Below are 20,603 nucleotides of genomic sequence, written 5' to 3' on the forward strand. Positions count from 1 at the left end.
GCTGATTTGCCTGGTCAAATTTGGGCGCTGTTTGCTGGTCAAAATTCGACGCTGATTGACACCCTACCTGGTCATCCGCTACCCGACCGCCTTCTACTTCTTCGTCAGCCCGCACCAGCCCGAACTCGCGGCCCTGCTGCAGCGTGGATTGGAACTGGCGGTAGCCGACGGCAGCTTCGAGCAACTGTTCCAGCGGCACTTCGGCAACACCCTGAAACGCCTGCACCTCGATCGGCGCCGCATCATCGACCTGCCCAACCCGCTGCTGTCTGCGGCGACCCCGCTGTCGCGCGCGGAGCTGTGGTACAGCGCGCACTGACGAGCACTGCGGCCAACGTTGGCTGCAAAAAAACGCCACCGCGAACGGTGGCGTTGTGCTTGGATCAGGCAGTCTTGCGACTTAGATCATGCCCTTGCTTTTCAGCAGTTCGAACATGGTCTTGCCGATTTCGGCAGGGCTGCGGGTGTAGGCGATGCCTGCCTGCTCGAAAGCCTTGAACTTCTCTTCGGCGGTACCCTTGCCGCCGGAGATGATGGCGCCGGCGTGGCCCATGCGCTTGCCTTTAGGGGCAGTCACACCGGCGATGTAGCCGACTACCGGCTTGGTCACGTAAGCCTTGGCGAATTCGGCCGCTTCTTCTTCGGCGGAGCCGCCGATTTCACCGATCATCACGATAGCGTCGGTATCCGGATCGTCCTGGAACAGTTTCAGCGCGTCGATGTGGCTGGTGCCCGGGATCGGATCGCCGCCGATACCGATGCAGGTGGACTGGCCCAGACCCAGCGCGGTGGTCTGTGCCACGGCTTCGTAGGTCAGGGTGCCGGAACGGGACACGATACCGATGCGGCCCGGGTTGTGGATGTGCCACGGCATGATGCCGATCTTGCACTCGCCCGGGGTGATGATACCTGGGCAGTTAGGGCCGATCAGGCGGATGCCGGCTTCGTCGACGGCTTTCTTCACGTACAGCATGTCCAGGGTCGGCACGCCTTCGGTGATGCACACGATCAGCTTCACGCCGGAATCGATGGCTTCCAGGATGGAATCCTTGGCGAACGCTGCCGGTACGTAGATGACCGAGGCATCCGCCTGGGTCTGGCGTACGGCGTCCTTCATGGTGTTGAACACCGGCAGGCCCAGGTGCTCGGAACCGCCCTTGCCCGGGGTCACGCCACCGACAACCTTGGTGCCGACTTTCAGCGCCTGTTCGGCGTGGAAAGTACCGTTCTTGCCGGTGAAGCCTTGCACCAGCACTTTCGTATCTTTGTTTACCAATACGCTCATTTTGAAATCCTTATGCGGTGCAGGTGATTAAAGCGCGGCAACGGCAGCAACGATCTTCTCGGCTGCGTCGTTCAGGCCCTGGGCGGAGGTCAGTTTCAGACCGGATTCGTCCAGGATCTTGGCGCCCAGTTCAGCGTTGTTGCCTTCCAGGCGTACAACGACCGGAACGGTCACGTTCACTTCTTTAACGGCAGCGATAATCGCTTCGGCGATCATGTCGCAACGAACGATACCGCCGAAGATGTTGATCAGCACGCCCTTGACCGAGGTGTCGGCCAGAATCAGCTTGAACGCTTCGATCACGCGCTCTTTGGTCGCGCCGCCGCCCACGTCCAGGAAGTTGGCCGGTTGGCCGCCTTTCAGCTTGATGATGTCCATGGTGGCCATCGCCAGGCCGGCGCCGTTCACCATGCAGCCGATGTTGCCTTCCAGTGCCACGTAGTTCAGGTCGAACTCGGAAGCTTTCACTTCGCGCTCGTTTTCCTGCGACTTGTCGCGCTGCGCCAGCAACTCAGGGTGACGGTACAGGGCGTTGGAGTCGAGGTTGATCTTGCCGTCGACGCAAGCCAGTTCGCCGTTTTCACGCAGCGCCAGCGGGTTCACTTCGAACAGTGCGAAATCGTTGGACACGAACGCGTCGTAAGCGCCCAGCATCAGCTTGGTGAATTCACCGATCTGCTTGCCGGACAGGCCCAAGGCGAACGCGCAATCGCGTGCCTGGAACGGCTGCATGCCGACCAGCGGATCCACTTCCACCTTGATGATTTTTTCCGGGGTTTCTTCCGCTACTTTTTCGATTTCCACGCCGCCTTCGGTGGAAACCATGAACACCACGCGCTGGGAGCCACGGTCAACCACGGCGCCCAGGTACAGTTCGCGCTGTACCGGGTACATGTCTTCGCATACCAGTACGCTGTGAACTGGCTGGCCAGCGGCGTCAGTCTGGTAGGTCACCAGATTGGTACCGATCAGGCTCTTGGCAACTTCAGCGGCTTCTTCGCGGCTTTTCACCACTTTCACGCCACCGGCCTTGCCACGGCCACCGGCGTGGACCTGGGCTTTGACAACGGCAAATTTGCCGCCCAGAGTGTCGTAAGCAGCAGCGGCTTCTTCTGGCGAGTTCGCCAGAATGCCCTTTTGCACCGGCAAGCCGTATTTGGCCAGCAGCTCTTTCGCTTGGTATTCGTGCAGGTTCATTGAGTTTCCTTTCGGGTGGATAGTTGGCAGGCCTTGCGGCCAACCTTGCTATGCCTGTGATTCTGCGATTGTACCGCCCGCGGCGCGGGCGGTCTTGTTTAATCGTGTAGCGTGCTTAGCCGTGCAGTGCGCGCTTGTCGGCAGCCAGCGCCGCCTCGTGCACCACTTCCGACAGGCTTGGATGGGCGTGGACAATGCGCGCCAGGTCTTCGCTGGCCGCCTTGAACTCCATCGACACCACGCCTTCGGTCACCAGCTCGGACACCATCGGCCCGATCATGTGCAGGCCGAGGATGCGGTCGGTCTTGGCGCAGGCCAGGAGCTTGACGGTGCCCTGTGCCTGACCCAGACCCAGCGCGCGACCGTTGGCCGCAAAGCCGGAGGTGCCCTTCTTGTACTCGATGCCTTCGGCCTTGAGCTGCTCTTCGGTCTTGCCGACCCAGGCGATTTCCGGCGAGGTGTAGATCACCCACGGAATCACGCCGAAGTCCACGTGCGGCTTCTGGCCGGCGATACGCTCGGCTACCGCCACGCCCTCTTCCGACGCCTTGTGCGCCAGCATCGGGCCACGCACCACGTCGCCGATCGCCCACACGTTCGGCAGGTTGGTCAGGCAGTGATCATCGACCACCACGAAACCGCGCTCGTCCAGCTGCAGGCCGACGGTTTCGGCGCCCAGACCGGCAGTGTGCGGCAGGCGGCCGATGGACACGATCAGCTTGTCGAACTCGGCCTTCACGGCTTCGCCGTTCAGCTCGTAGTTCACGGTCACGCCCTTGTCGCCCTTGACGATCTCACCGATCTTCACACCCAGCTTGATGTCGAGACCGGTATCCTTGGTCAGCGTCTTGAACGCTTCCTTGGCGATCTGCTGGTCGGCAGCAGCCAGGAAAGTCGGCATCGCTTCGAGGATGGTGACGTCGGCGCCGAGGCGCTTCCATACCGACCCCATTTCCAGGCCGATCACACCGGCGCCGATCACGCCCAGACGGGCCGGCACTTCGCTCAGCGCCAGCGCGCCTTCGTTGTCCAGCACGATCTTGTTGTCGGTCGGCAGACCCGGCAGCTGACGCGGGCTGGAACCGGTGGCGACGATCACGTGAGTGGCTTCCAGGGTGTCAACCACGGCACCGTTGTCGGTCACTTCGATGACCCACTTCTCGCCCTGGCGGCCCTTGAGGCTACCCAGACCGTGCACGTTGGCAACCTTGTTCTTCTTGAACAGGAAGGCGATGCCGCCGGCATTCTTGGTGATGATGTCGTTCTTGCGCGCCAGCATCTTGGCCACGTCCATCTGGGCGCCATCGACGCTAATGCCGTGCTTCTGGAAGTCGTGCTGCACCGCGTGGAAGTTTTCCGACGACTGCAGCAGCGCCTTGGACGGAATGCAACCGACGTTGAGGCAGGTACCACCCAGCGAAGGCTTGCCTTCCGGGTTCTTGGTGGCGTCCACGCAAGCGGTGCTGAAACCCAGCTGGGCAGCACGGATGGCTGCGACGTAGCCGCCTGGGCCACCGCCGATTACCACCACGTCAAACTGTTGACTCATGATTGTTCCTTGTATTCATTGCGGCCAACCTCGCAAGGTTGGCCGCAACCGGGAAAGCGGGACCAGCCGTCCCGGACAGGCTTACAGGTCGAGGATCAGGCGGGCCGGATCTTCGATTGCATCCTTGATCGCCACCAGCGACAGTACCGCTTCGCGGCCGTCGATGATGCGGTGGTCGTAGGACTGCGCCAGGTACATCATCGGGCGCACTACCACCTGGCCGTTTTCGACAACAGCGCGCTCTTTGGTCGCGTGCATGCCGAGGATGGCGGACTGTGGCGGGTTGATGATCGGGGTCGACATCATCGAGCCGAAGGTACCGCCGTTGGAGATGGTGTAGGTGCCGCCGGTCAGCTCTTCCACGGTCAGCTTGCCTTCCTGCGCACGCTTGCCGAATTCGGCGATCTGCTTCTCGATGTCGGCCAGCGACAGCTGGTCGGCGTTGCGGATCACCGGTACCACCAGACCACGCGGGCTGCCAACGGCGACGCCGATGTCGAAGTAGCCGTGATAGATGATGTCGTTGCCGTCAACCGAGGCGTTCACGATCGGGAATTTCTTCAGCGCGGCTACCGCGGCCTTGACGAAGAAGCCCATGAAGCCCAGCTTCACGCCGTGCTCTTTCTCGAACTTGTCCTTGTACTTGGCGCGCAGGTCCATCAGCGGCTTCATGTTCACTTCGTTGAAAGTGGTCAGAATCGCGTTGGTCTGTTGCGATTGCAGCAGGCGCTCGGCCACGCGCTGGCGCAGACGGGACATCGCCACGCGCTGCTCCGGACGGCCGGAAGCATCGGCAGCAACCGGTGGCAGCGGTGCTACCGGCTTGGCAGCAGCGGCGGCTGGCTTGGCGGCAGCAGCGGCAACGTCTTCTTTCAGGATGCGACCGTCACGACCGGAGCCGGCCACGCCAGCCAGGTCCACGCCGCTTTCGGCAGCCAGTTTGGCAGCCGACGGCATCGCCGCGCCACCTGGCGCTGCAGCCTGTACCGGTGCTGCGGCAACCGGGGCCGGGGCAGCAGCAGCTGCGGCCGGTGCGGCATCGCCGGCGGTGGCCGCGGTGTCGATGCGGGCGATCAGCTGACCGGAAACCACGGTCGCGCCATCCTGCTCGATGATTTCGACGATCACGCCAGCCAGCGGTGCCGGCAGTTCCAGCACGACCTTGTCAGTCTCCAGATCGATCAGGTTTTCGTCACGGGCAACCGCCTGACCGACACTCTTGTGCCAGGACATCAGGGTGGCTTCGGAAACCGATTCCGGCAACTGCGGCACTTTCACTTCGATAATGGCCATGTTCTTCTCCGTTTTGGGGCGGCTGGCAGCCGCCCTTTGTTCTACAGGTGTTATTTGTTAACCGACATGGCTTCTTCGATGAAGCCCTTCAGTTGCGCAACGTGCTTGCTCATGTAACCCACGGCCGGCGATGCCGACGATGGACGACCGGCAAACAGCAGGGTCTGCTTGGCGCCCAGCAGCGCCTCCAGACGGTGGCGGATCTGGTACCAGGCGCCCTGGTTGCGTGGCTCTTCCTGAACCCACATGATTTCCTTCACGTGGGAGAAGCGCGCCAGCTCGGCCTGCAGCTGTTCGGTCGGGAACGGATACAGCTGCTCGACGCGGATGATCGCCACTTCGCTGTCCAGCTCGCGTTCCTTGCGGCCGTTGACCAGATCATAGTAGACCTGACCGGAACACAGGATCACGCGCTTCACTGCCTTGGCATCGCTGATGCCGGCATCGCCGATCACCGGACGGAAGCTGTGGGAAGTGAAGTCTTCCAGCGGGCTCATCGCATCTTTGTAGCGCAGCAGGCGCTTGGACAGGAAGATCACCAGCGGCTTGCGGAACGGACGCAGTACCTGGCGGCGCAGCACGTGGAACATCTGGCTGGCTTCGGACGGCATCACGATCTGCATATTGTGCTCGGCGCACAGCTGCAGCCAGCGTTCCAGACGCGCTGAGGAGTGCTCCGGACCCTGGCCATCGTAGCCGTGCGGCAGGATGGTAGTCAGGCCGCACAGACGGCCCCACTTGGTTTCGCCGGAGGAGATGAACTGGTCGATCGCAACCTGGGCACCGTTGGCGAAGTCGCCGAACTGCGCTTCCCAGATCACCAGCTGATCCGGTGCCGAGCAGGCGTAGCCGTACTCGTAGGCCAGTACCGCTTCTTCGTTCAGGATCGAGTCGATCACCAGGAAGTCGGCCTGGTTGTCCGACATGTTGCGCAGCGGCACGTAGGTGCCCTGGTCCCAGCGCTCGCGGTTCTGGTCGTGCACCACGGCATGACGGTGCGAGAAGGTGCCGCGACCGGAATCTTCACCGGAGATGCGCACGCCGTAACCGTTGGTTACCAGGCTTGCGTAGGCCAGCGTTTCGGCCATGCCCCAATCCATCGCCTGCTCGCCGGCAGCCATCGCGCGACGGGCATCCTGTACCCGCTTCACGGTCGGGTGCAGCTTGTAGTTTTCCGGCACCGAGGTGAACTTCTCGGCCAGACGCTGGATGTCGGCGTGCGGCAGCGAGGTGTCGGTCGGGTGTGCCCAGTGGGTACCCTGGTACTGCGACCAGTCCAGCGCGTGCTCGCGGCGGTAGTTGGACAGCACGGTCTGTTCGACGTGTTCGCCCTTGTCCAGCGCGTCGCGGTAGGCCTGGATGAAGTTGTCTGCCTCGGCGGCGGTCAGCACGCCTTCGCCAACCAGGCGCTCGGCGTACATCGCGCGCACGCCGCCGTGCTTGGCGATTTTCTTGTACATCATCGGCTGGGTCAGGAACGGGTCATCGCCCTCGTTGTGGCCCAGTTTGCGGTAGCAGACGAGGTCGATGACCACGTCCTTGTTGAACTTCATGCGGAAGTCCAGCGCCGCCTGCATCACGTAGCACACCGCTTCCGGATCGTCGCCGTTGACGTGGAAGATCGGCGCTTCGATCATCTTCGCCACGTCGGTACAGTACAGCGTGGAACGCATGTCGCGGGTATCGGAGGTGGTGAAGCCGACCTGGTTGTTGATCACGATATGCAGCGTGCCGCCGGTACCGTAACCACGCGTCTGCGACAGGTTGAAAGTACCCTGGTTGACGCCGAGGCCACCGAAGGCGGAGTCGCCGTGAATCAGCACCGGCACCGCCTGGATGCGCTTGCTGTCTTTACGACGATCCTGCCGCGCCCGCACCGAACCCTCGACCACCGGGTTGACGATTTCCAGGTGCGACGGGTTGAACGCCAGCGACACGTGCATCGGGCCGTTGGCGGTCGGGATGTCGGAGGAGAAGCCCATGTGGTACTTCACGTCGCCGGAAGCCAGCTCCTGCGCCGCCTTGCCTTCGAACTCGGCAAACAGGTCGCGCGGCTGCTTGCCCAGTGTGTTGACCAGCACGTTCAGGCGGCCACGGTGGGCCATGCCGATGATCAGCTCTTCCACACCCACCGCGGTGGCATTCTGGATCAGGTGGTCCAGTGCGGCGATGGCGGATTCGCCGCCTTCCAGCGAGAAACGCTTCTGGCCGACGTACTTGGTATGCAGGTAGCGTTCCAGCGTTTCGGCAGCGGTGATCTGCTTGAAGATGTGCTTTTTCTTGTCGGCGTTGTAGTGCGGGGTCGACAGGTCACCCTCGAAGCGCTTCTGCACCCAGTGCTTTTCTTCGGAGTTGGTGATGTGCATGTACTCGACGCCGATATTGCCGCAGTAGGTCTGTTTCAGACGGGCAATGATCTCGGACAGCGGCAGTTTTTGCGGCGCCACCAGCGAGCCGACATTGAACTGCACTGCCATGTCGGCATCGGTCAGGCCGTGGGTGGCATGATCCAGCTCGCGCAGCGTCGCCTGGTCCATGCGCTTGAGCGGGTCGAGGTTGGCCTGGCGCGAACCCAGTACGCGGTAGGCCGAGATCAGCTTCAGCACCGCCACCTGCTTCTGCATCGACTCCCAGTCGGCGGCAGCGCTGCTGCGCGATGCTACCGGCGGGCGTTTGGCCAGCTGGATGAAGGATTCCTGGATCGGCTGGTGGGCGACATCACGGTCGGCAGCACCAGGCGCGGTAGAAAGCTTGTCGAAGTAGTCCCGCCATTCCGGCGAAACGACTGTCGGATCAGCGAGGTACTGCTCGTAGAGATCCTCGATGAACGGTGCATTCCCACCAAACAGGTGGGAATGACTGTACAGGGATTGCATCATTATTCGACCCTTTTGTCTGCGTTGCTGCTTTGCAAAAACCGTTTTGACAAAGAGAGTGGGCAATTCCCCCGCTCCCTTTGACAGAACGCTCTGCCGCGCATCGACCTGCAAAAGGTTGGCCGCAAGCAGCTTGCGGCCAACCTTGTTTACTGCTTAGCGCTTGCCTTCGTCGATGAAATCACGGCGCGGAGCACCGGTGTACAGCTGGCGCGGACGGCCGATCTTCATCGCCGGATCGGCGATCATTTCGGTCCAGTGCGAGATCCAGCCCACGGTACGGGCCAGCGCGAAGATCGGCGTGAACATCGATACCGGAATGCCGATCGCCGACAGCACGATGCCGGAGTAGAAGTCGACGTTCGGGTACAGCTTGCGTTCGATGAAGTACGGGTCTTCCAGCGCGATTTTTTCCAGAGCCATGGCCAGCTTGAACTTCGGATCGTTCTGCAGGCCCAGTTCGGTCAGCACTTCGTCGCAGGTCTGCTTCATGATGGCGGCGCGCGGGTCCATGTTCTTGTACACGCGATGGCCGAAACCCATCAGCTTGTAACGCTTGTCCTTCACGCCCTGCATGAATTCGGCCACGTTGTCCACGGAACCGATCTCGTCCAGCATCTTCAGTACGGCCTCGTTGGCACCACCGTGCGACGGGCCCCACAGGCAGGCGATACCGGCGGCAATACATGCAAACGGGTTGGCGCCGGAGGAGCCGGCCAGACGTACGGTGGAGGTGGAGGCGTTCTGCTCGTGATCGGCGTGCAGGGTGAAAATGCGGTCCAGCGCGCGCGCGGTTACCGGGTTCACCTTGTACTCTTCGCACGGGGTGGAGAACATCATGTGCAGGAAGTTCTCGGCATAGGTCAGGCCGTTCTTCGGATAGGAGAACGGCAGGCCCTTGTTGTAGCGGTACGCCTGGGCAGCGATATTCGGCAGCTTGGCGATCAGGCGGTGCGCGGAGATACGGCGGTGTTCGGCGTTGTTGATGTCCAGCGAGTCGTGGTAGAACGCGGACAGTGCGCCGACCACGCCGACCATCACGGCCATCGGGTGCGCGTCGCGGCGGAAGCCCTTGTAGAAGCTGATGATCTGGTCATGCAACATATTGTGGCGCATGATGCCGCGCTCGAACTCCTTGCGCTGCGCAGCATTCGGCAGCTCACCGTTCAGCAGCAGGTAGCATACTTCGAGGTAGTCGCTCTTTTCGGCCAGCTGCTCGATCGGGTAACCGCGGTAATACAGTTGGCCCAGGTCACCGTCGATGAAGGTGATGGCGGATTCACAACTGGCGGTCGCCAGGAAACCCGGATCAAAGGTGAACATGCCGGTCTTGGAGAAAGCGCGGATATCAACGACGTCCGGCCCCAAGGTGCCCTTCAGGACCGGCATTTCCAGTGCATCTTTGCCGTCGTTGTAGGTGAGCGTTACTTTGCGATTGTTTTCCACAGCAATACTCCCAGTTTTAGTTTGTGGTCGTTGTAATGTGTTTGCTGCTGCAGGCGTCAGACCGCCCGCAAGATCCCGATGATGTGCGCCAGCTCGGGATCATCCACTTCCGCCTTGCCGTTCACGTAATCCAGAAAGTCGGTATCGTCCAGATCCAGACATTTCCGGTACGCAAACAGCTCGGCCGTGGTGAGCTGCTCGAAACCGTTGGCGAGGAAACGCTCCAGCACCAGATCGAGTTCGAGCAGGCCACGGCGCGAGCGCCAGCGGATCCGTTTCAGTTCAATCGGATCAAAATCGGTCATACCGCACGCTTGACCATCAGGTCCTTGATCTTGCCGATGGCCTTGGTCGGATTCAGGCCCTTCGGACACACGTCCACGCAGTTCATGATGCTGTGGCAGCGGAACAGCCGGTACGGGTCTTCCAGGTTATCCAGACGCTCGTTGGTGGCCAGATCGCGGGTATCCGCGATGAAGCGGTATGCCGCCAGCAGGCCGGCCGGACCGACGAACTTGTCCGGGTTCCACCAGAACGACGGGCAGGATGTAGAACAGCAAGCACACAGGATGCACTCGTACAGGCCGTCCAGCTCCAGGCGGTCTTCCGGCGACTGCAGGCGCTCGCGCTCAGGCGGCGGCGTGTCGTTGATCACGTACGGCTTGATCGAGTGGTACTGCTTGAAGAACTGGGTCATGTCCACGATCAGGTCGCGGATCACCGGCAGGCCAGGCAGCGGGCGCAGCTCGATCGGCTGTTTCAGGTCGGCGACGTTGGTCACGCAGGCCAGGCCGTTCTTGCCGTTGATGTTCATGGCATCGGAGCCACAAATGCCTTCACGGCAGGAGCGGCGGAACGACAGGGTGTCGTCCATCGCCTTGAGCTTCACGATTACGTCCAGCAGTTTTACGTCGTTCGGGCCAAGCTCGATCTCGTAATCCTGCATGTATGGCTTGGCATCCTTGTCCGGATCGTAGCGGTAAATGGAAAAACGGGCTTTGGTCATCTTCAGATCTCCTGGTCGCCGCTTAGAAGGTACGCTCTTTCGGCGGGATGTAATCCACCGACAGCGGCTTGGTGTGCACCGGCTTGTAGCTCAGGCGGCGCTCGTTGCCGTAGTACAGCGAGTGCTTCATCCATACCTCGTCGTCACGCGTCGGGTAGTCGGCGTGGGCATGGGCGCCACGGGATTCCTTGCGTGCATCGGCGGCGATCAGGGTAGCCACGGCCACCTCGATCAGGTTTTCCAGCTCCAGCGCCTCGACGCGGGCGGTGTTGAACACCTTGGACTTGTCCTTGATCTGGATACGCTTCACGCGCTCGGCCACCTGCTGGATTTCCTTCACGCCCAGCGCCAGGTTTTCCGCGTTGCGGAATACGGCGGCACGGGCCTGTACGGTACGCTGCATGGCGGTGCGCACTTCGGTCACGTCTTCGCCGCCAGTCTGGTTGTCCAGACGGCTGATGCGGGCCAGCGAGCGCTCGGCGGCGTTGGCCGGCAGCGGCTTCCAGGTCGGCATCTCGTTCTTGATGAACTCGACCATGCTGTCGCCGGCAGACTTGCCGAATACCACCAGATCAAGCAGCGAGTTGGTACCCAGACGGTTGGCACCATGCACCGAGGCGCAGGCACATTCGCCGGCGGCATAGAAGCCGTTGACGCGGCTTTCCGGATTGTCGCCTTGCGGGATGACCACTTCGCCAAGATAGTTGGTCGGAATGCCGCCCATCTGGTAGTGGCAGGTCGGGATCACCGGGATCGGGTCCTTGATCGGGTCGACGCCGGCGAACTTGATGGCGATCTCGCGGATGCCCGGCAGGCGCTGCTTGATGATGTCCGGACCGAGGTGGTCCAGTTTCAGCAACACGTAATCCTTGTTCGGGCCGCAACCACGGCCTTCCAGCACTTCCTGCTCCATCGAGCGGGCCACGAAGTCGCGCGGGGCCAGGTCTTTCAGGTTTGGTGCGTAGCGCTCCATGAAACGCTCGCCGTTGCTGTTCAGCAGGATGCCGCCTTCGCCGCGCACACCCTCGGTGATCAGCACGCCCGCACCGGCCACGCCGGTCGGGTGGAACTGCCAGAACTCCATGTCTTCCAGCGGAATGCCGGCACGTACGCACATGCCCAGGCCGTCGCCGGTATTGATGAAGGCATTGGTAGAGGCGGCGTAAATGCGGCCGGCACCGCCGGTAGCAAACAGCACGGCCTTGGCGTGGAAGATGAAGACTTCACCGGTTTCCATTTCCAGTGCGGTCACGCCGACCACGTCGCCGGCTTCGTCACGGATCAGGTCCAGCGCCATCCATTCCACGAAGAACTGGGTGTTGGCGCGCACGTTACGCTGATACAGGGTGTGCAGCATGGCATGACCGGTACGGTCAGCTGCGGCACAGGCACGCTGCACCGGAGTTTCGCCATTGTTCTGGGTATGGCCGCCGAACGGACGCTGGTAGATCTTGCCGTTCTCCAGACGGTCGAACGGCATGCCGAAGTGCTCAAGCTCGATCACGGCTTCAGGCGCCTTGCGGCACATGAATTCGATGGCGTCCTGGTCACCCAGCCAGTCCGACCCCTTCACGGTGTCGTACATATGCCATTCCCAGCGGTCCTCCTGCACGTTGCCGAGCGAAGCGGAGATGCCGCCCTGTGCAGCTACGGTGTGCGAACGGGTCGGGAATACCTTGGACAGTACGGCGGTTTTCAGGCCGGACTCGGACAGTTGCAAGGCAGCACGCAGACCTGCGCCACCGCCGCCAACAATTACTGCATCAAATCGACGAACGGGAATGGTCATTACAGCCCCCATACAACCTTAAGCGAATAAACGAAACAGGACACCAGCCAAACAGCAGTCAGGGAGTGCATGGTCAAACGCACGCCAACCGGCTTGATGTAGTCCATCCAGAGATCACGGATGCCGACCCAGGCATGCAGGAGCAGCGCGATCAGTGTGGTTTGGGTCAGCACCTTTACCCAGGTCTGGCCAAACAGCAGCTTCCAGCCCTCGTAACCGGAAGGCATTGCCAGCAGGAACAGGATCAGGGCAACGGTATATACCAGCATGATTACGGCCGTGACACGCTGGATGATCCAGTCTTTCAGGCCGTAGTGAGCACCGACAACTTGGCGGTTTACCATAGGATGCCTCCGATGATGGCGGTCAGGCCCAGACTGAAGACCAGAACCATTTTTGCGGTAGCGCGGGCAGTCTGCAGGTCAATACCCTTGTGGAGGTCCAGCAGCAGAAAACGGGTACCGGCTGCGACGTGATGCAGATATCCCCACAACAGGCCGATCAGGATCAGCTTCACCAGGGGATGGGCGACAGCTGCACGATAGCTGTCAAAGACATCGGCGGAACTGAGAGAACCGCTGAGCAGGTAAATCAGAAGTGGCAGGGAGAAAAACAGTGCCACTCCGCTGACCCGGTGCAAGATCGAGACGATACCCGGCACGGGCAGCCTGATCTTGATCAGATCTAAGTGCTTTGGTCGTTGCTTCTGCATATAGCTTCCTTGGATGTGCATGAACCAAGTGGTTTTTTACGTTAGTAACGGCCCGAAAACTGCCGTCACCGTTAGGAGCCAGGGGCCACCCCTGATCCATCAGACCATGCTGCACGATGCTGCATGTGCAGCATGACCTGAAGATTCTATCAAACTTGCGCGCCGCTGCCGACCCGACCATCCAGAATGCGACACACAAAACCGGGTTTGCGACACACTGTCATGCCGGCAAATGCTGCAGCGTCAAGGCCAGGCGATCGGTCAGGCACAGGCGCCGCCGCCATTCCACGGCCTCGCCACCGACGTCCACCGCCAGGCGCAAGTGCGACAACACCACTCCCCCGGGCATTGCTGCCAGCAACTGCGCCTCGTCGCGCTCCAGCACTACCGCCCGCCACTGCTCTGTCGCCACCCGCAGACGGACGCCGAAATGCTGCTGCAGCACGGCCCACACACCGGGCAACTGGCGTAGCCAGCGTGAATCCAGCGCCGGAAAACGCTCGGCGGGCAGCAGCACATCATCCAGCGCCACCAGCTGGCCGCGCAGCCGCCACAACAGGCGAATGCGGAACACCGGTGCCGCACGGCGCAAGCCCAATGCGGCCGACACATCGTCCGGCGCATTGGCACGCGCAATACCGAGAAACTCGCGCTGCAGGCGATCGGGGGGTTCCGACAGCAAACCGGGCGAGATCATCGACATGCCGGCCCAGTCATCGGCACCGGGCGCCACAAAAGTACCCTTGCCTTGCTGCCGGTACAGCACCCCGTCCGCCACCAGCCCGGAGAGCGCCTTGCGCACCGTGCCCTGGCTGACGGACAGCTGCTCGGCAAGCTCCCACTCGCTGGGCAGCGATTCCGCCACCTGCCACTCGCCTTCGCACAGCCGCTCCAGAATCTGCTGTCTTGCCTGCTGATACAAGGGGATACGACTGAGACTCTTGTTGCCCATGGACTTTTTAACACCAAACGCGATTAAGGTAAACACCAGTCTTATATAAGACACAAGACAAAAAGTCACGTACTGATTGCATCAAGCAGCACAAAGACAGTGCCGCGTGCTAAACTCGCTGAAACTGTTGCAAAGCAGCATCCAAAGAGCAGTCATTCCAAAGTTCTAAAGGAGAGTACATCGATGAAAGCCCCCGTTCGCGTCGCCGTCACTGGTGCAGCCGGTCAGATTGGTTACAGCCTGTTGTTCCGCATTGCCAGTGGTGAAATGCTGGGCAAAGACCAGCCGGTCATCCTGCAACTGCTGGAAATCGCCAACGAGAAGGCCCAACAGGCTCTGCAAGGCGTGATGATGGAACTGGAAGACTGCGCCTTCCCGCTGCTGGCCGGCATGATCGGCACCGACGATCCGAACGTTGCCTTCAAGGACGCCGACTACGCTCTGCTGGTGGGTGCCCGTCCGCGCGGCCCGGGCATGGAGCGTGCCGACCTGCTGCAGGAAAACGCCAAGATCTTTACCGTTCAGGGCAAGGCGCTGAACGACGTCGCCAGCCGCAACGTACGTGTGCTGGTCGTGGGCAACCCTGCCAACACCAACGCCTACATCGCGATGAAGTCGGCTCCGGACCTGAATCCAAATAATTTCACCGCCATGTTGCGCCTGGACCACAACCGCGCGCTGTCGCAGCTGGCCGCCAAAACCGGCAAGGCCGTGACCGACATCGAAAAGCTGACCGTATGGGGCAACCACTCGCCGACCATGTATGCCGACTACCGCTTTGCCACCATTGACGGCCAGTCGGTAAAAGACATGATCAACAACCACGAATGGAACCGCGATGTATTCCTGCCGACCGTGGGCAAGCGCGGCGCCGCCATCATCGCCGCCCGCGGCCTGTCGTCCGCAGCTTCCGCGGCCAACGCTGCCATCGACCACATGCATGACTGGGCGCTGGGCACCAACGGCCAGTGGGTTACCATGGGCATCCCGTCCGACGGCTCCTACGGCATCCCGAAAGACGTGATGTTCGGCTTCCCGGTCACCTGCGAGAACGGCGAGTACAAGATCGTACAAGGCTTGGAAATCGACGAATTCAGCCGTGAGCGCATCAACGTCACCCTGAACGAACTGGAAGAAGAACGCGCCGGCGTTGCCCACCTGCTGGGTTGATGACTGGGCGTTCCGGCAAAAGCGCACCGCGAGGTGCGCTTTTTGTCTTTACCGAATTACCCCGCAATCCCGCTCTTTTTGGAGGTCGAAACACCATGATTGAAGCCGAAGTACTCAATCAAATCCAGGCACAGATCGACGATCTGGCTACCCGCAACACCGATATCCGGGGGTATCTTTGACTACGACGGTAAAAAAGACCGCCTGGAAGAAGTTTCCCGCCTGACCGAAGATCCCGATATCTGGAACGACCCCAAAAAGGCACAAGAACTCGGCCGCGAGCGCAAGCAGCTGGAAGACGTGGTACTGGTGATCGAAGGCATCGCCGCCACCCTCGCCGACTGCGCCGAATTGTTTGAAATGGGCCGCGCCGAGGGCGACGACGACGCCATCCTGGCGGTGAAGGCCGACCTGGACGAGGTCGAGGCCAGACTGGCCAAGCTCGAATTCCGCCGCATGTTCCACGACCCGATGGACCCGAACAACTGCTTCCTGGACATCCAGGCCGGCGCCGGCGGCACCGAGGCGCAGGACTGGGCCGGCATGCTGCTGCGCATGTACGTGCGCTACGCCGAGCGCAAGGGCTTCAAGGTCGAGATCCTGGAAGAATCTGAAGGCGAAGTGGCCGGTATCTCCAGCGCCACCATCAAGATCGAGGGCGAATATGCCTACGGCCTGCTACGCACCGAAGTCGGCGTCCACCGCCTGGTGCGCGTGTCGCCGTTCGACTCCAACGCCCGCCGCCATACCTCGTTCAGCTCCGTATTCGTCTATCCGGAAGTGGATGACAGCTTCGAGATCGTCATCAACCCGGCTGACGTGCGTACCGATACCTACCGCGCCTCCGGTGCCGGCGGCCAGCACATCAACAAGACCGATTCGGCGGTGCGCCTGACGCACATCCCGACCAATATCGTGGTGCAGTGCCAGAATGACCGCTCGCAGCACCGCAACCGCGACGAAGCGTGGCAAATGCTGCGCGCCAAACTGTACGAGCGCGAACTGAAACTGCGCAACGAGGCCAAGCAGTCGCTGGAAGACAGCAAGACGGACGTGGGCTGGGGCCACCAGATCCGCTCCTACGTATTTGACCAGTCGCGCATCAAGGACCTGCGTACCAGCCATGAAGTTGGCAACATCAAGGGCGTAATGGACGGCGACCTCGACGGCTTTATCGAAGCCAGCCTGAAACAGGGCGTTTAAACGATATCCAAGGTTGGCCGCATGCGATGCGGCCAACCTTTTACATTGATGGAGATACCATGTCGGAACACGAATCCAGCCAGCCGCAGCACGATGAAAACCACATCATGGCCGAGCGCCGCGACAAACTGAAAGCGCTGCGCGAAGCCGGTGTTGCCTTCCCCAACGACTTCAAGCGCGAAGACCTCAGCGGCGATCTGCACAGCCGCCACAACGGCAACAGCAAGGAAGAGCTGGAACAACTGAACATGCAGGTCGCCGTGGCCGGCCGCATGATGCTCAAGCGCGTGATGGGCAAGGCCAGCTTCGCCACCATCCAGGACGTGACCGGCCAGCTCCAGCTGTATATCAACGACCAAGGGGCCGGCCCGGAAGTCCACGCTGCGTTCAAGCACTGGGACATGGGCGACATCATCGCCGCGCGCGGCACCCTGTTCAAGACCAACAAGGGCGAGCTATCGGTGAACGTGACCGAGCTGCGCCTGCTGACCAAATCGCTGCGTCCGCTGCCGGACAAGTTCCACGGCATGACCGACCAGGAGCAGAAATACCGCCAGCGCTACGTCGACCTGATCACCAGCGAGCACAGCCGCAACACCTTCATCAAGCGCTCCAGGATCGTGCAGACCATCCGTGAAGTGATGGTCGCCCAGCACTATCTGGAAGTGGAAACCCCGATGATGCACCCGATTCCGGGTGGCGCCACCGCCAAGCCCTTCGTCACCCACCACAACGCGCTGGACATGTCGCTGTACCTGCGCGTGGCGCCGGAGCTGTACCTGAAGCGTCTGGTGGTCGGCGGCCTGGAACGCGTGTTCGAGATCAACCGCAACTTCCGCAACGAGGGGATGAGCACGCGCCACAACCCCGAGTTCACCATGATCGAATTCTACGAGGCCTACAGCGACTACCAGCGCATGATGCAGATGACCGAGCACATCATCCGCCAGTGCGCCATCGCCGCCACCGGCCACACCACCGTGACCTACCACGGCAAGGAAGTGGACCTCGGCAAGCCGTTCGACCGCTTCACCATCGTCGGCGCCATCAAACACTACAACCCGCAGTACACCGACGCGCAGCTGTTCGATGCCGGGTGGGTGGCTACGGAGATCCAGCGCCTGGGCGGCAAGCTGCCGCCGGCACCGGGCCTGGGCAGCCTGCAGCTGACCCTGTTTGAAGAGTGTGCGGAAAGCCTGCTGTGGAACCCGACCTTCATCATCGACTACCCGGTGGAAGTGTCGCCGCTGGCTCGCGGCTCCGATACCCAGCCCGGTATCACCGAGCGTTTCGAGCTGTTCATCGTTGGCCGCGAGCACGCCAACGGCTACTCCGAGCTGAACGATCCGGAAGACCAGGCCGCGCGTTTCCTGTCGCAGGTCGAGCAGAAGGATGCCGGCGACGACGAGGCGATGCACTACGACGCCGACTACATCCGCGCCATGGAATACGGCCTGCCACCGACCGGCGGCTGCGGCATCGGCATCGACCGTCTGGTGATGCTGCTCACCGATTCGCCATCCATCCGCGACGTCATCCTGTTCCCGCAGATGCGACTGGAGTAATAGGCATAGCAGTTCACTACCGTGCACAAAACCCGCATAGACAAACAGTCATGCGGGTTTTTTGTGTGCATGGTTGTGCATAAATGTGCACTGCAAGCACCCATCTTTCGGGGGTATATTTGGGGGTACAAATGTAAACACCCCTGAAAAATACCCCCAGAAGAAAATCATGCCTCTTACCAAGCTAGAAGCCGACAAGGCAAAACCACGGACTGATGGCAAGCCGCTGAAGCTGTCAGATTCTCTTGGCCTTAGCCTTTGGGTGATGCCCAATGGTGCAAAGTATTGGCGGCTGAAGTACCGATGGCAGGGAAAGGAAAAATCCCTGGCACTTGGGGTGTTCCCGGATAGCAGCCTGAAAATGGCGCGGGAGAAGCGGGATGAAGCCAGAAGAATACTGGCCAATGGCACCGACCCCGGCGAGAGGCGCAAGGCCGACAAGCTGGCCATAGTGCTTGCCCAGAAAAACAGCTCTGAAGCGATCGCCAAGGAGTGGCACAAGGTCAAGGCTGCCGAATGGGCGCCACGCCATGCCCAGGCGGTATTGAAAACGCTGCAGACCTACTTGTTCCCCACGCTTGGCAAACGTCCGATCAGCGAGATTACCGCCATGGAGCTGCTAACAGTCTTTCGGGGGGTTGAAGGCGCCGGCAAGCTGGACACCGCCAAGCGTCTGCGCGAACGGTGCAACGCCATTTTCCGCCTTGCCGTGATATCGGGGCGCGCCCAGTTCAACCCGGCGGCGGACTTGGTTGGCGTCATGATGACCCCTATCAGCAAGCCTCGCCCCTCTCTGCGACAAGAGGAGCTGCCACGCTTTTTCGAGGCGATCAACAGCACCGAGGGGATGACGTACCAGACACGCTTGCTGTTCAGGGTGTTGATGACCTGCTTTACCCGGATCGGGGAAACAGTGCGCGCGGAGTGGTCGCACATCGACCTTGATAACGCGCTTTGGACAATCCCGCCCGAGAATCGCAAGCTGAAACACAAGCTGAAGGCCAGCGCCAATCCCCACCTAGTTCCCTTGCCTGACCAGATAGTGCAGACCTTCCGCGAACTGGAGTCCTTCCGGCTTGCCGACAATCCGTATGTCTTCCCCAGCTTCCGGCACCCCAAGCGGCACATGAGCGAGGCAACGCCACTAAAAGCGCTGGAGCGCCTGGGTTACGCTGGCAGGAACAAGGAAAACGGCCATGTTGTGACGCACGGCTTCCGCGCCACTGCGTCAACCATCCTGAACGAAACCGGCTTCAACCCGGATGCTGTGGAGCGTCAGCTGGCACACACGGAACAGAACGCCGTCCGTGCCGCCTATAACCGCGCCCAGTACCTGGAGGAACGACGGAGCATGTTGCAGTGCTGGGCTGACTATCTGGAGAGGGTAAGCAACGGGGATACAGCGCCGCCGCTGCCGGCAGCCAGATGACGAACGTCAAAGCACCCCCTGATTTTGTGGATAAGCACGGGGATAAGGTTGGCTGCAGCGCACCGGTCCGGCCGGTGAGCGATTGACCATTTTTTGTGCACACCAAGGAGTGAATGACATGGCTGTATTTTCTGTCGCCATAGAGTCAGGGGACGAACAGCATGCCTTTGGCGTGATTGTCCCTGATCTACCGGGCTGCTTTTCCGCTGGCGATACCTACGATGAAGCCCTTGCCAATGCCCGCGAAGCCGTCAGCCTGCATTGGCAAGGTTTGCTGGATGAAGACCCGCTGTTTGCGCCCGCGACTGCGCCACTTGAGCAGTGGCAAGCACTGCCCGAGTACCAAGGCTTCACCTGGGCACGAATCGAGGTCATGCGGCCAACCTGACACTAGCTTGGCGGTCACTCACCGCGATGCTTCATGCGGTAGCAGCCGCCGCAAATGTGGCCGCTGTTCCGCTTCACCCTCATGGCTTTGTCGTCGTAAAGCTCTGCCATGGCAAAGTCTTTCACATTAGTAATCGCCAAATTAGCCAGGCCATGGCACGCCAACCATTGGCGGATGGCGGGCAGCTGACTGGGATCCGATGCGCGCGCAGTGAAGATGCGAACCTCTCGGCCGCATGCCACCCAGTCTTGCACCTTGGCCAGCATCGGCCTGATGGGTTCGCCAATCAGCCCGCCCATTGCGCCGTGGTATTCAGCCAATACGCCATCCAAGTCAACCCCGATCCATCCCGCCATATTTCCCCCTTAACGGACCAGCGCTAGAAGGCACACAAACGGCCTCTGCGCGTATCAGCCCAGACTTGATAGCAGCGTACCACGCAACGCCATATCGCCCTACAGCGCCCGTCCGTGCGCCCAGGGCGCGGCTTTTACCACCGGCACCCGGCGCGCGCGCTCGTTTCCCCGCCACGCCCCCACGCTTAATGTGTCGGTTTTTATGCAGCTGCATAAAGCCCCCTGACGCCCGCCAGCATTGGCGCTCAGGCAGGCCAAGCACCCCCCCGAAAAACTTGCACTTTCATGCACTCCCCCCTGTTTTTTGCAGGCCTGTTTTTCCGGAAAAGGATAGAGTCCACGGAAGTGGTGTAAATGCAGACAGATGGTAGGAGGCCATCGACGAAC

19 protein-coding genes are annotated in these 20,603 nt (G+C 61.1%); 6 read left to right on the top strand and 13 right to left on the bottom strand.

What is annotated here, in order from left to right:
• Positions 1-55 precede the first annotated feature (55 nt).
• The gene (locus IE083_RS13490; RefSeq protein WP_189354409.1) at positions 56-319 is read left to right on the top strand and encodes a hypothetical protein; all 264 of its coding nucleotides are present in this window, start codon (positions 56-58) and stop codon (positions 317-319) included.
• An 81-nt stretch (positions 320-400) separates the two neighbouring features.
• Here IE083_RS13490 and sucD read toward each other — a convergent pair whose 3' ends face one another.
• The 12 genes from sucD to IE083_RS13550 form a co-directional block, all read right to left on the bottom strand.
• Complete coding sequence (gene sucD, locus IE083_RS13495) at positions 401-1,285, bottom strand: succinate--CoA ligase subunit alpha (RefSeq protein WP_189354411.1); 885 nt, start codon at positions 1,283-1,285, stop codon at positions 401-403.
• 27 nt (positions 1,286-1,312) lie between these two features.
• Positions 1,313-2,482 (bottom strand): ADP-forming succinate--CoA ligase subunit beta, encoded by a 1,170-nt coding sequence (gene sucC, locus IE083_RS13500; RefSeq protein ID WP_189354413.1) that lies wholly within the window; start codon positions 2,480-2,482, stop codon positions 1,313-1,315.
• A 115-nt stretch (positions 2,483-2,597) separates the two neighbouring features.
• On the bottom strand, positions 2,598-4,031 hold the full coding sequence (lpdA, locus tag IE083_RS13505) for a dihydrolipoyl dehydrogenase (protein ID WP_189354414.1): 1,434 nt from the start codon (positions 4,029-4,031) through the stop codon (positions 2,598-2,600).
• Positions 4,032-4,112: 81 nt separating this feature from the next.
• Positions 4,113-5,324, bottom strand: coding sequence for a 2-oxoglutarate dehydrogenase complex dihydrolipoyllysine-residue succinyltransferase (gene odhB / locus IE083_RS13510; RefSeq protein WP_189354416.1), 1,212 nt, complete (start codon positions 5,322-5,324; stop codon positions 4,113-4,115).
• A 50-nt stretch (positions 5,325-5,374) separates the two neighbouring features.
• Complete coding sequence (locus IE083_RS13515; protein WP_189354418.1) at positions 5,375-8,203, bottom strand: 2-oxoglutarate dehydrogenase E1 component; 2,829 nt, start codon at positions 8,201-8,203, stop codon at positions 5,375-5,377.
• A 153-nt stretch (positions 8,204-8,356) separates the two neighbouring features.
• On the bottom strand, positions 8,357-9,646 hold the full coding sequence (gene gltA / locus IE083_RS13520) for a citrate synthase (RefSeq protein ID WP_189354419.1): 1,290 nt from the start codon (positions 9,644-9,646) through the stop codon (positions 8,357-8,359).
• Positions 9,647-9,702: 56 nt separating this feature from the next.
• A complete protein-coding gene (locus tag IE083_RS13525) occupies positions 9,703-9,951 on the bottom strand; it encodes an FAD assembly factor SdhE (RefSeq protein WP_189354421.1) in 249 nt (82 codons plus the stop codon).
• The gene (locus IE083_RS13530) at positions 9,948-10,652 is read right to left on the bottom strand and encodes a succinate dehydrogenase iron-sulfur subunit (protein WP_189354423.1); all 705 of its coding nucleotides are present in this window, start codon (positions 10,650-10,652) and stop codon (positions 9,948-9,950) included. Before IE083_RS13530 ends, IE083_RS13525 begins: the two co-directional genes overlap by 4 nt.
• Before the next feature lie 22 nt (positions 10,653-10,674).
• Positions 10,675-12,441 (bottom strand): succinate dehydrogenase flavoprotein subunit, encoded by a 1,767-nt coding sequence (gene sdhA, locus IE083_RS13535; protein ID WP_189354425.1) that lies wholly within the window; start codon positions 12,439-12,441, stop codon positions 10,675-10,677.
• A complete protein-coding gene (sdhD, locus tag IE083_RS13540) occupies positions 12,441-12,785 on the bottom strand; it encodes a succinate dehydrogenase, hydrophobic membrane anchor protein (RefSeq protein WP_189354427.1) in 345 nt (114 codons plus the stop codon). Before sdhD ends, sdhA begins: the two co-directional genes overlap by 1 nt.
• Positions 12,779-13,153, bottom strand: a complete 375-nt coding sequence (gene sdhC, locus IE083_RS13545) for a succinate dehydrogenase, cytochrome b556 subunit (protein WP_189354429.1) — start codon at positions 13,151-13,153, stop codon at positions 12,779-12,781. The genes sdhD and sdhC overlap by 7 nt, the downstream gene beginning before the upstream one ends.
• A gap of 220 nt (positions 13,154-13,373) precedes the next feature.
• Positions 13,374-14,105, bottom strand: a complete 732-nt coding sequence (locus IE083_RS13550) for a GntR family transcriptional regulator (RefSeq protein WP_189354430.1) — start codon at positions 14,103-14,105, stop codon at positions 13,374-13,376.
• A gap of 183 nt (positions 14,106-14,288) precedes the next feature.
• Between IE083_RS13550 and IE083_RS13555 the strand changes: the two genes are divergently transcribed.
• From IE083_RS13555 to IE083_RS13575, 5 genes are all read left to right on the top strand, one after another.
• Positions 14,289-15,275, top strand: a complete 987-nt coding sequence (locus tag IE083_RS13555) for a malate dehydrogenase (protein ID WP_189354432.1) — start codon at positions 14,289-14,291, stop codon at positions 15,273-15,275.
• A gap of 98 nt (positions 15,276-15,373) precedes the next feature.
• Positions 15,374-16,478 (top strand): peptide chain release factor 2 gene (prfB, locus tag IE083_RS13560; protein ID WP_189354441.1). Its coding sequence is split into 2 segments (ribosomal slippage): positions 15,374-15,454 and positions 15,456-16,478, totalling 1,104 coding nucleotides; the frame shifts between segments, so codons are not numbered across the junction.
• A gap of 59 nt (positions 16,479-16,537) precedes the next feature.
• Positions 16,538-18,043, top strand: a complete 1,506-nt coding sequence (gene lysS, locus IE083_RS13565; RefSeq protein WP_189354433.1) for a lysine--tRNA ligase — start codon at positions 16,538-16,540, stop codon at positions 18,041-18,043.
• Between the two features lie 169 nt (positions 18,044-18,212).
• A complete protein-coding gene (locus tag IE083_RS13570; RefSeq protein ID WP_189354435.1) occupies positions 18,213-19,472 on the top strand; it encodes a tyrosine-type recombinase/integrase in 1,260 nt (419 codons plus the stop codon).
• A 118-nt stretch (positions 19,473-19,590) separates the two neighbouring features.
• On the top strand, positions 19,591-19,860 hold the full coding sequence (locus tag IE083_RS13575; RefSeq protein WP_189354437.1) for a type II toxin-antitoxin system HicB family antitoxin: 270 nt from the start codon (positions 19,591-19,593) through the stop codon (positions 19,858-19,860).
• A gap of 14 nt (positions 19,861-19,874) precedes the next feature.
• On the opposite strand, the gene IE083_RS13580 is transcribed toward IE083_RS13575, so the two are convergent.
• Positions 19,875-20,216: a hypothetical protein gene (locus IE083_RS13580; protein WP_189354439.1), complete on the bottom strand. Its 342-nt coding sequence runs from the start codon at positions 20,214-20,216 to the stop codon at positions 19,875-19,877.
• Positions 20,217-20,603 lie beyond the last annotated feature (387 nt).

This window comes from Vogesella fluminis (genome assembly GCF_014652335.1).
GTDB classification, from domain to species: Bacteria; Pseudomonadota; Gammaproteobacteria; order Burkholderiales; family Chromobacteriaceae; genus Vogesella; species Vogesella fluminis.

Bases quoted from the DNA above. Each gene is read 5' to 3' on its own strand.
- sucD (WP_189354411.1), bottom strand. From the start codon at position 1,285: ATGAGCGTATTGGTAAACAAAGATACGAAAGTGCTGGTGCAAGGCTTC.
- sucC (WP_189354413.1), bottom strand. From the start codon at position 2,482: ATGAACCTGCACGAATACCAAGCGAAAGAGCTGCTGGCCAAATACGGC.
- lpdA (WP_189354414.1), bottom strand. From the start codon at position 4,031: ATGAGTCAACAGTTTGACGTGGTGGTAATCGGCGGTGGCCCAGGCGGC.
- odhB (WP_189354416.1), bottom strand. From the start codon at position 5,324: ATGGCCATTATCGAAGTGAAAGTGCCGCAGTTGCCGGAATCGGTTTCC.
- IE083_RS13515 (WP_189354418.1), bottom strand. From the start codon at position 8,203: ATGATGCAATCCCTGTACAGTCATTCCCACCTGTTTGGTGGGAATGCA.
- IE083_RS13525 (WP_189354421.1), bottom strand. From the start codon at position 9,951: ATGACCGATTTTGATCCGATTGAACTGAAACGGATCCGCTGGCGCTCG.
- IE083_RS13530 (WP_189354423.1), bottom strand. From the start codon at position 10,652: ATGACCAAAGCCCGTTTTTCCATTTACCGCTACGATCCGGACAAGGAT.
- sdhA (WP_189354425.1), bottom strand. From the start codon at position 12,441: ATGACCATTCCCGTTCGTCGATTTGATGCAGTAATTGTTGGCGGCGGT.
- sdhD (WP_189354427.1), bottom strand. From the start codon at position 12,785: ATGGTAAACCGCCAAGTTGTCGGTGCTCACTACGGCCTGAAAGACTGG.
- sdhC (WP_189354429.1), bottom strand. From the start codon at position 13,153: ATGCAGAAGCAACGACCAAAGCACTTAGATCTGATCAAGATCAGGCTG.
- IE083_RS13550 (WP_189354430.1), bottom strand. From the start codon at position 14,105: ATGGGCAACAAGAGTCTCAGTCGTATCCCCTTGTATCAGCAGGCAAGA.
- IE083_RS13555 (WP_189354432.1), top strand. From the start codon at position 14,289: ATGAAAGCCCCCGTTCGCGTCGCCGTCACTGGTGCAGCCGGTCAGATT.
- lysS (WP_189354433.1), top strand. From the start codon at position 16,538: ATGTCGGAACACGAATCCAGCCAGCCGCAGCACGATGAAAACCACATC.
- IE083_RS13570 (WP_189354435.1), top strand. From the start codon at position 18,213: ATGCCTCTTACCAAGCTAGAAGCCGACAAGGCAAAACCACGGACTGAT.
- IE083_RS13575 (WP_189354437.1), top strand. From the start codon at position 19,591: ATGGCTGTATTTTCTGTCGCCATAGAGTCAGGGGACGAACAGCATGCC.
- IE083_RS13580 (WP_189354439.1), bottom strand. From the start codon at position 20,216: ATGGCGGGATGGATCGGGGTTGACTTGGATGGCGTATTGGCTGAATAC.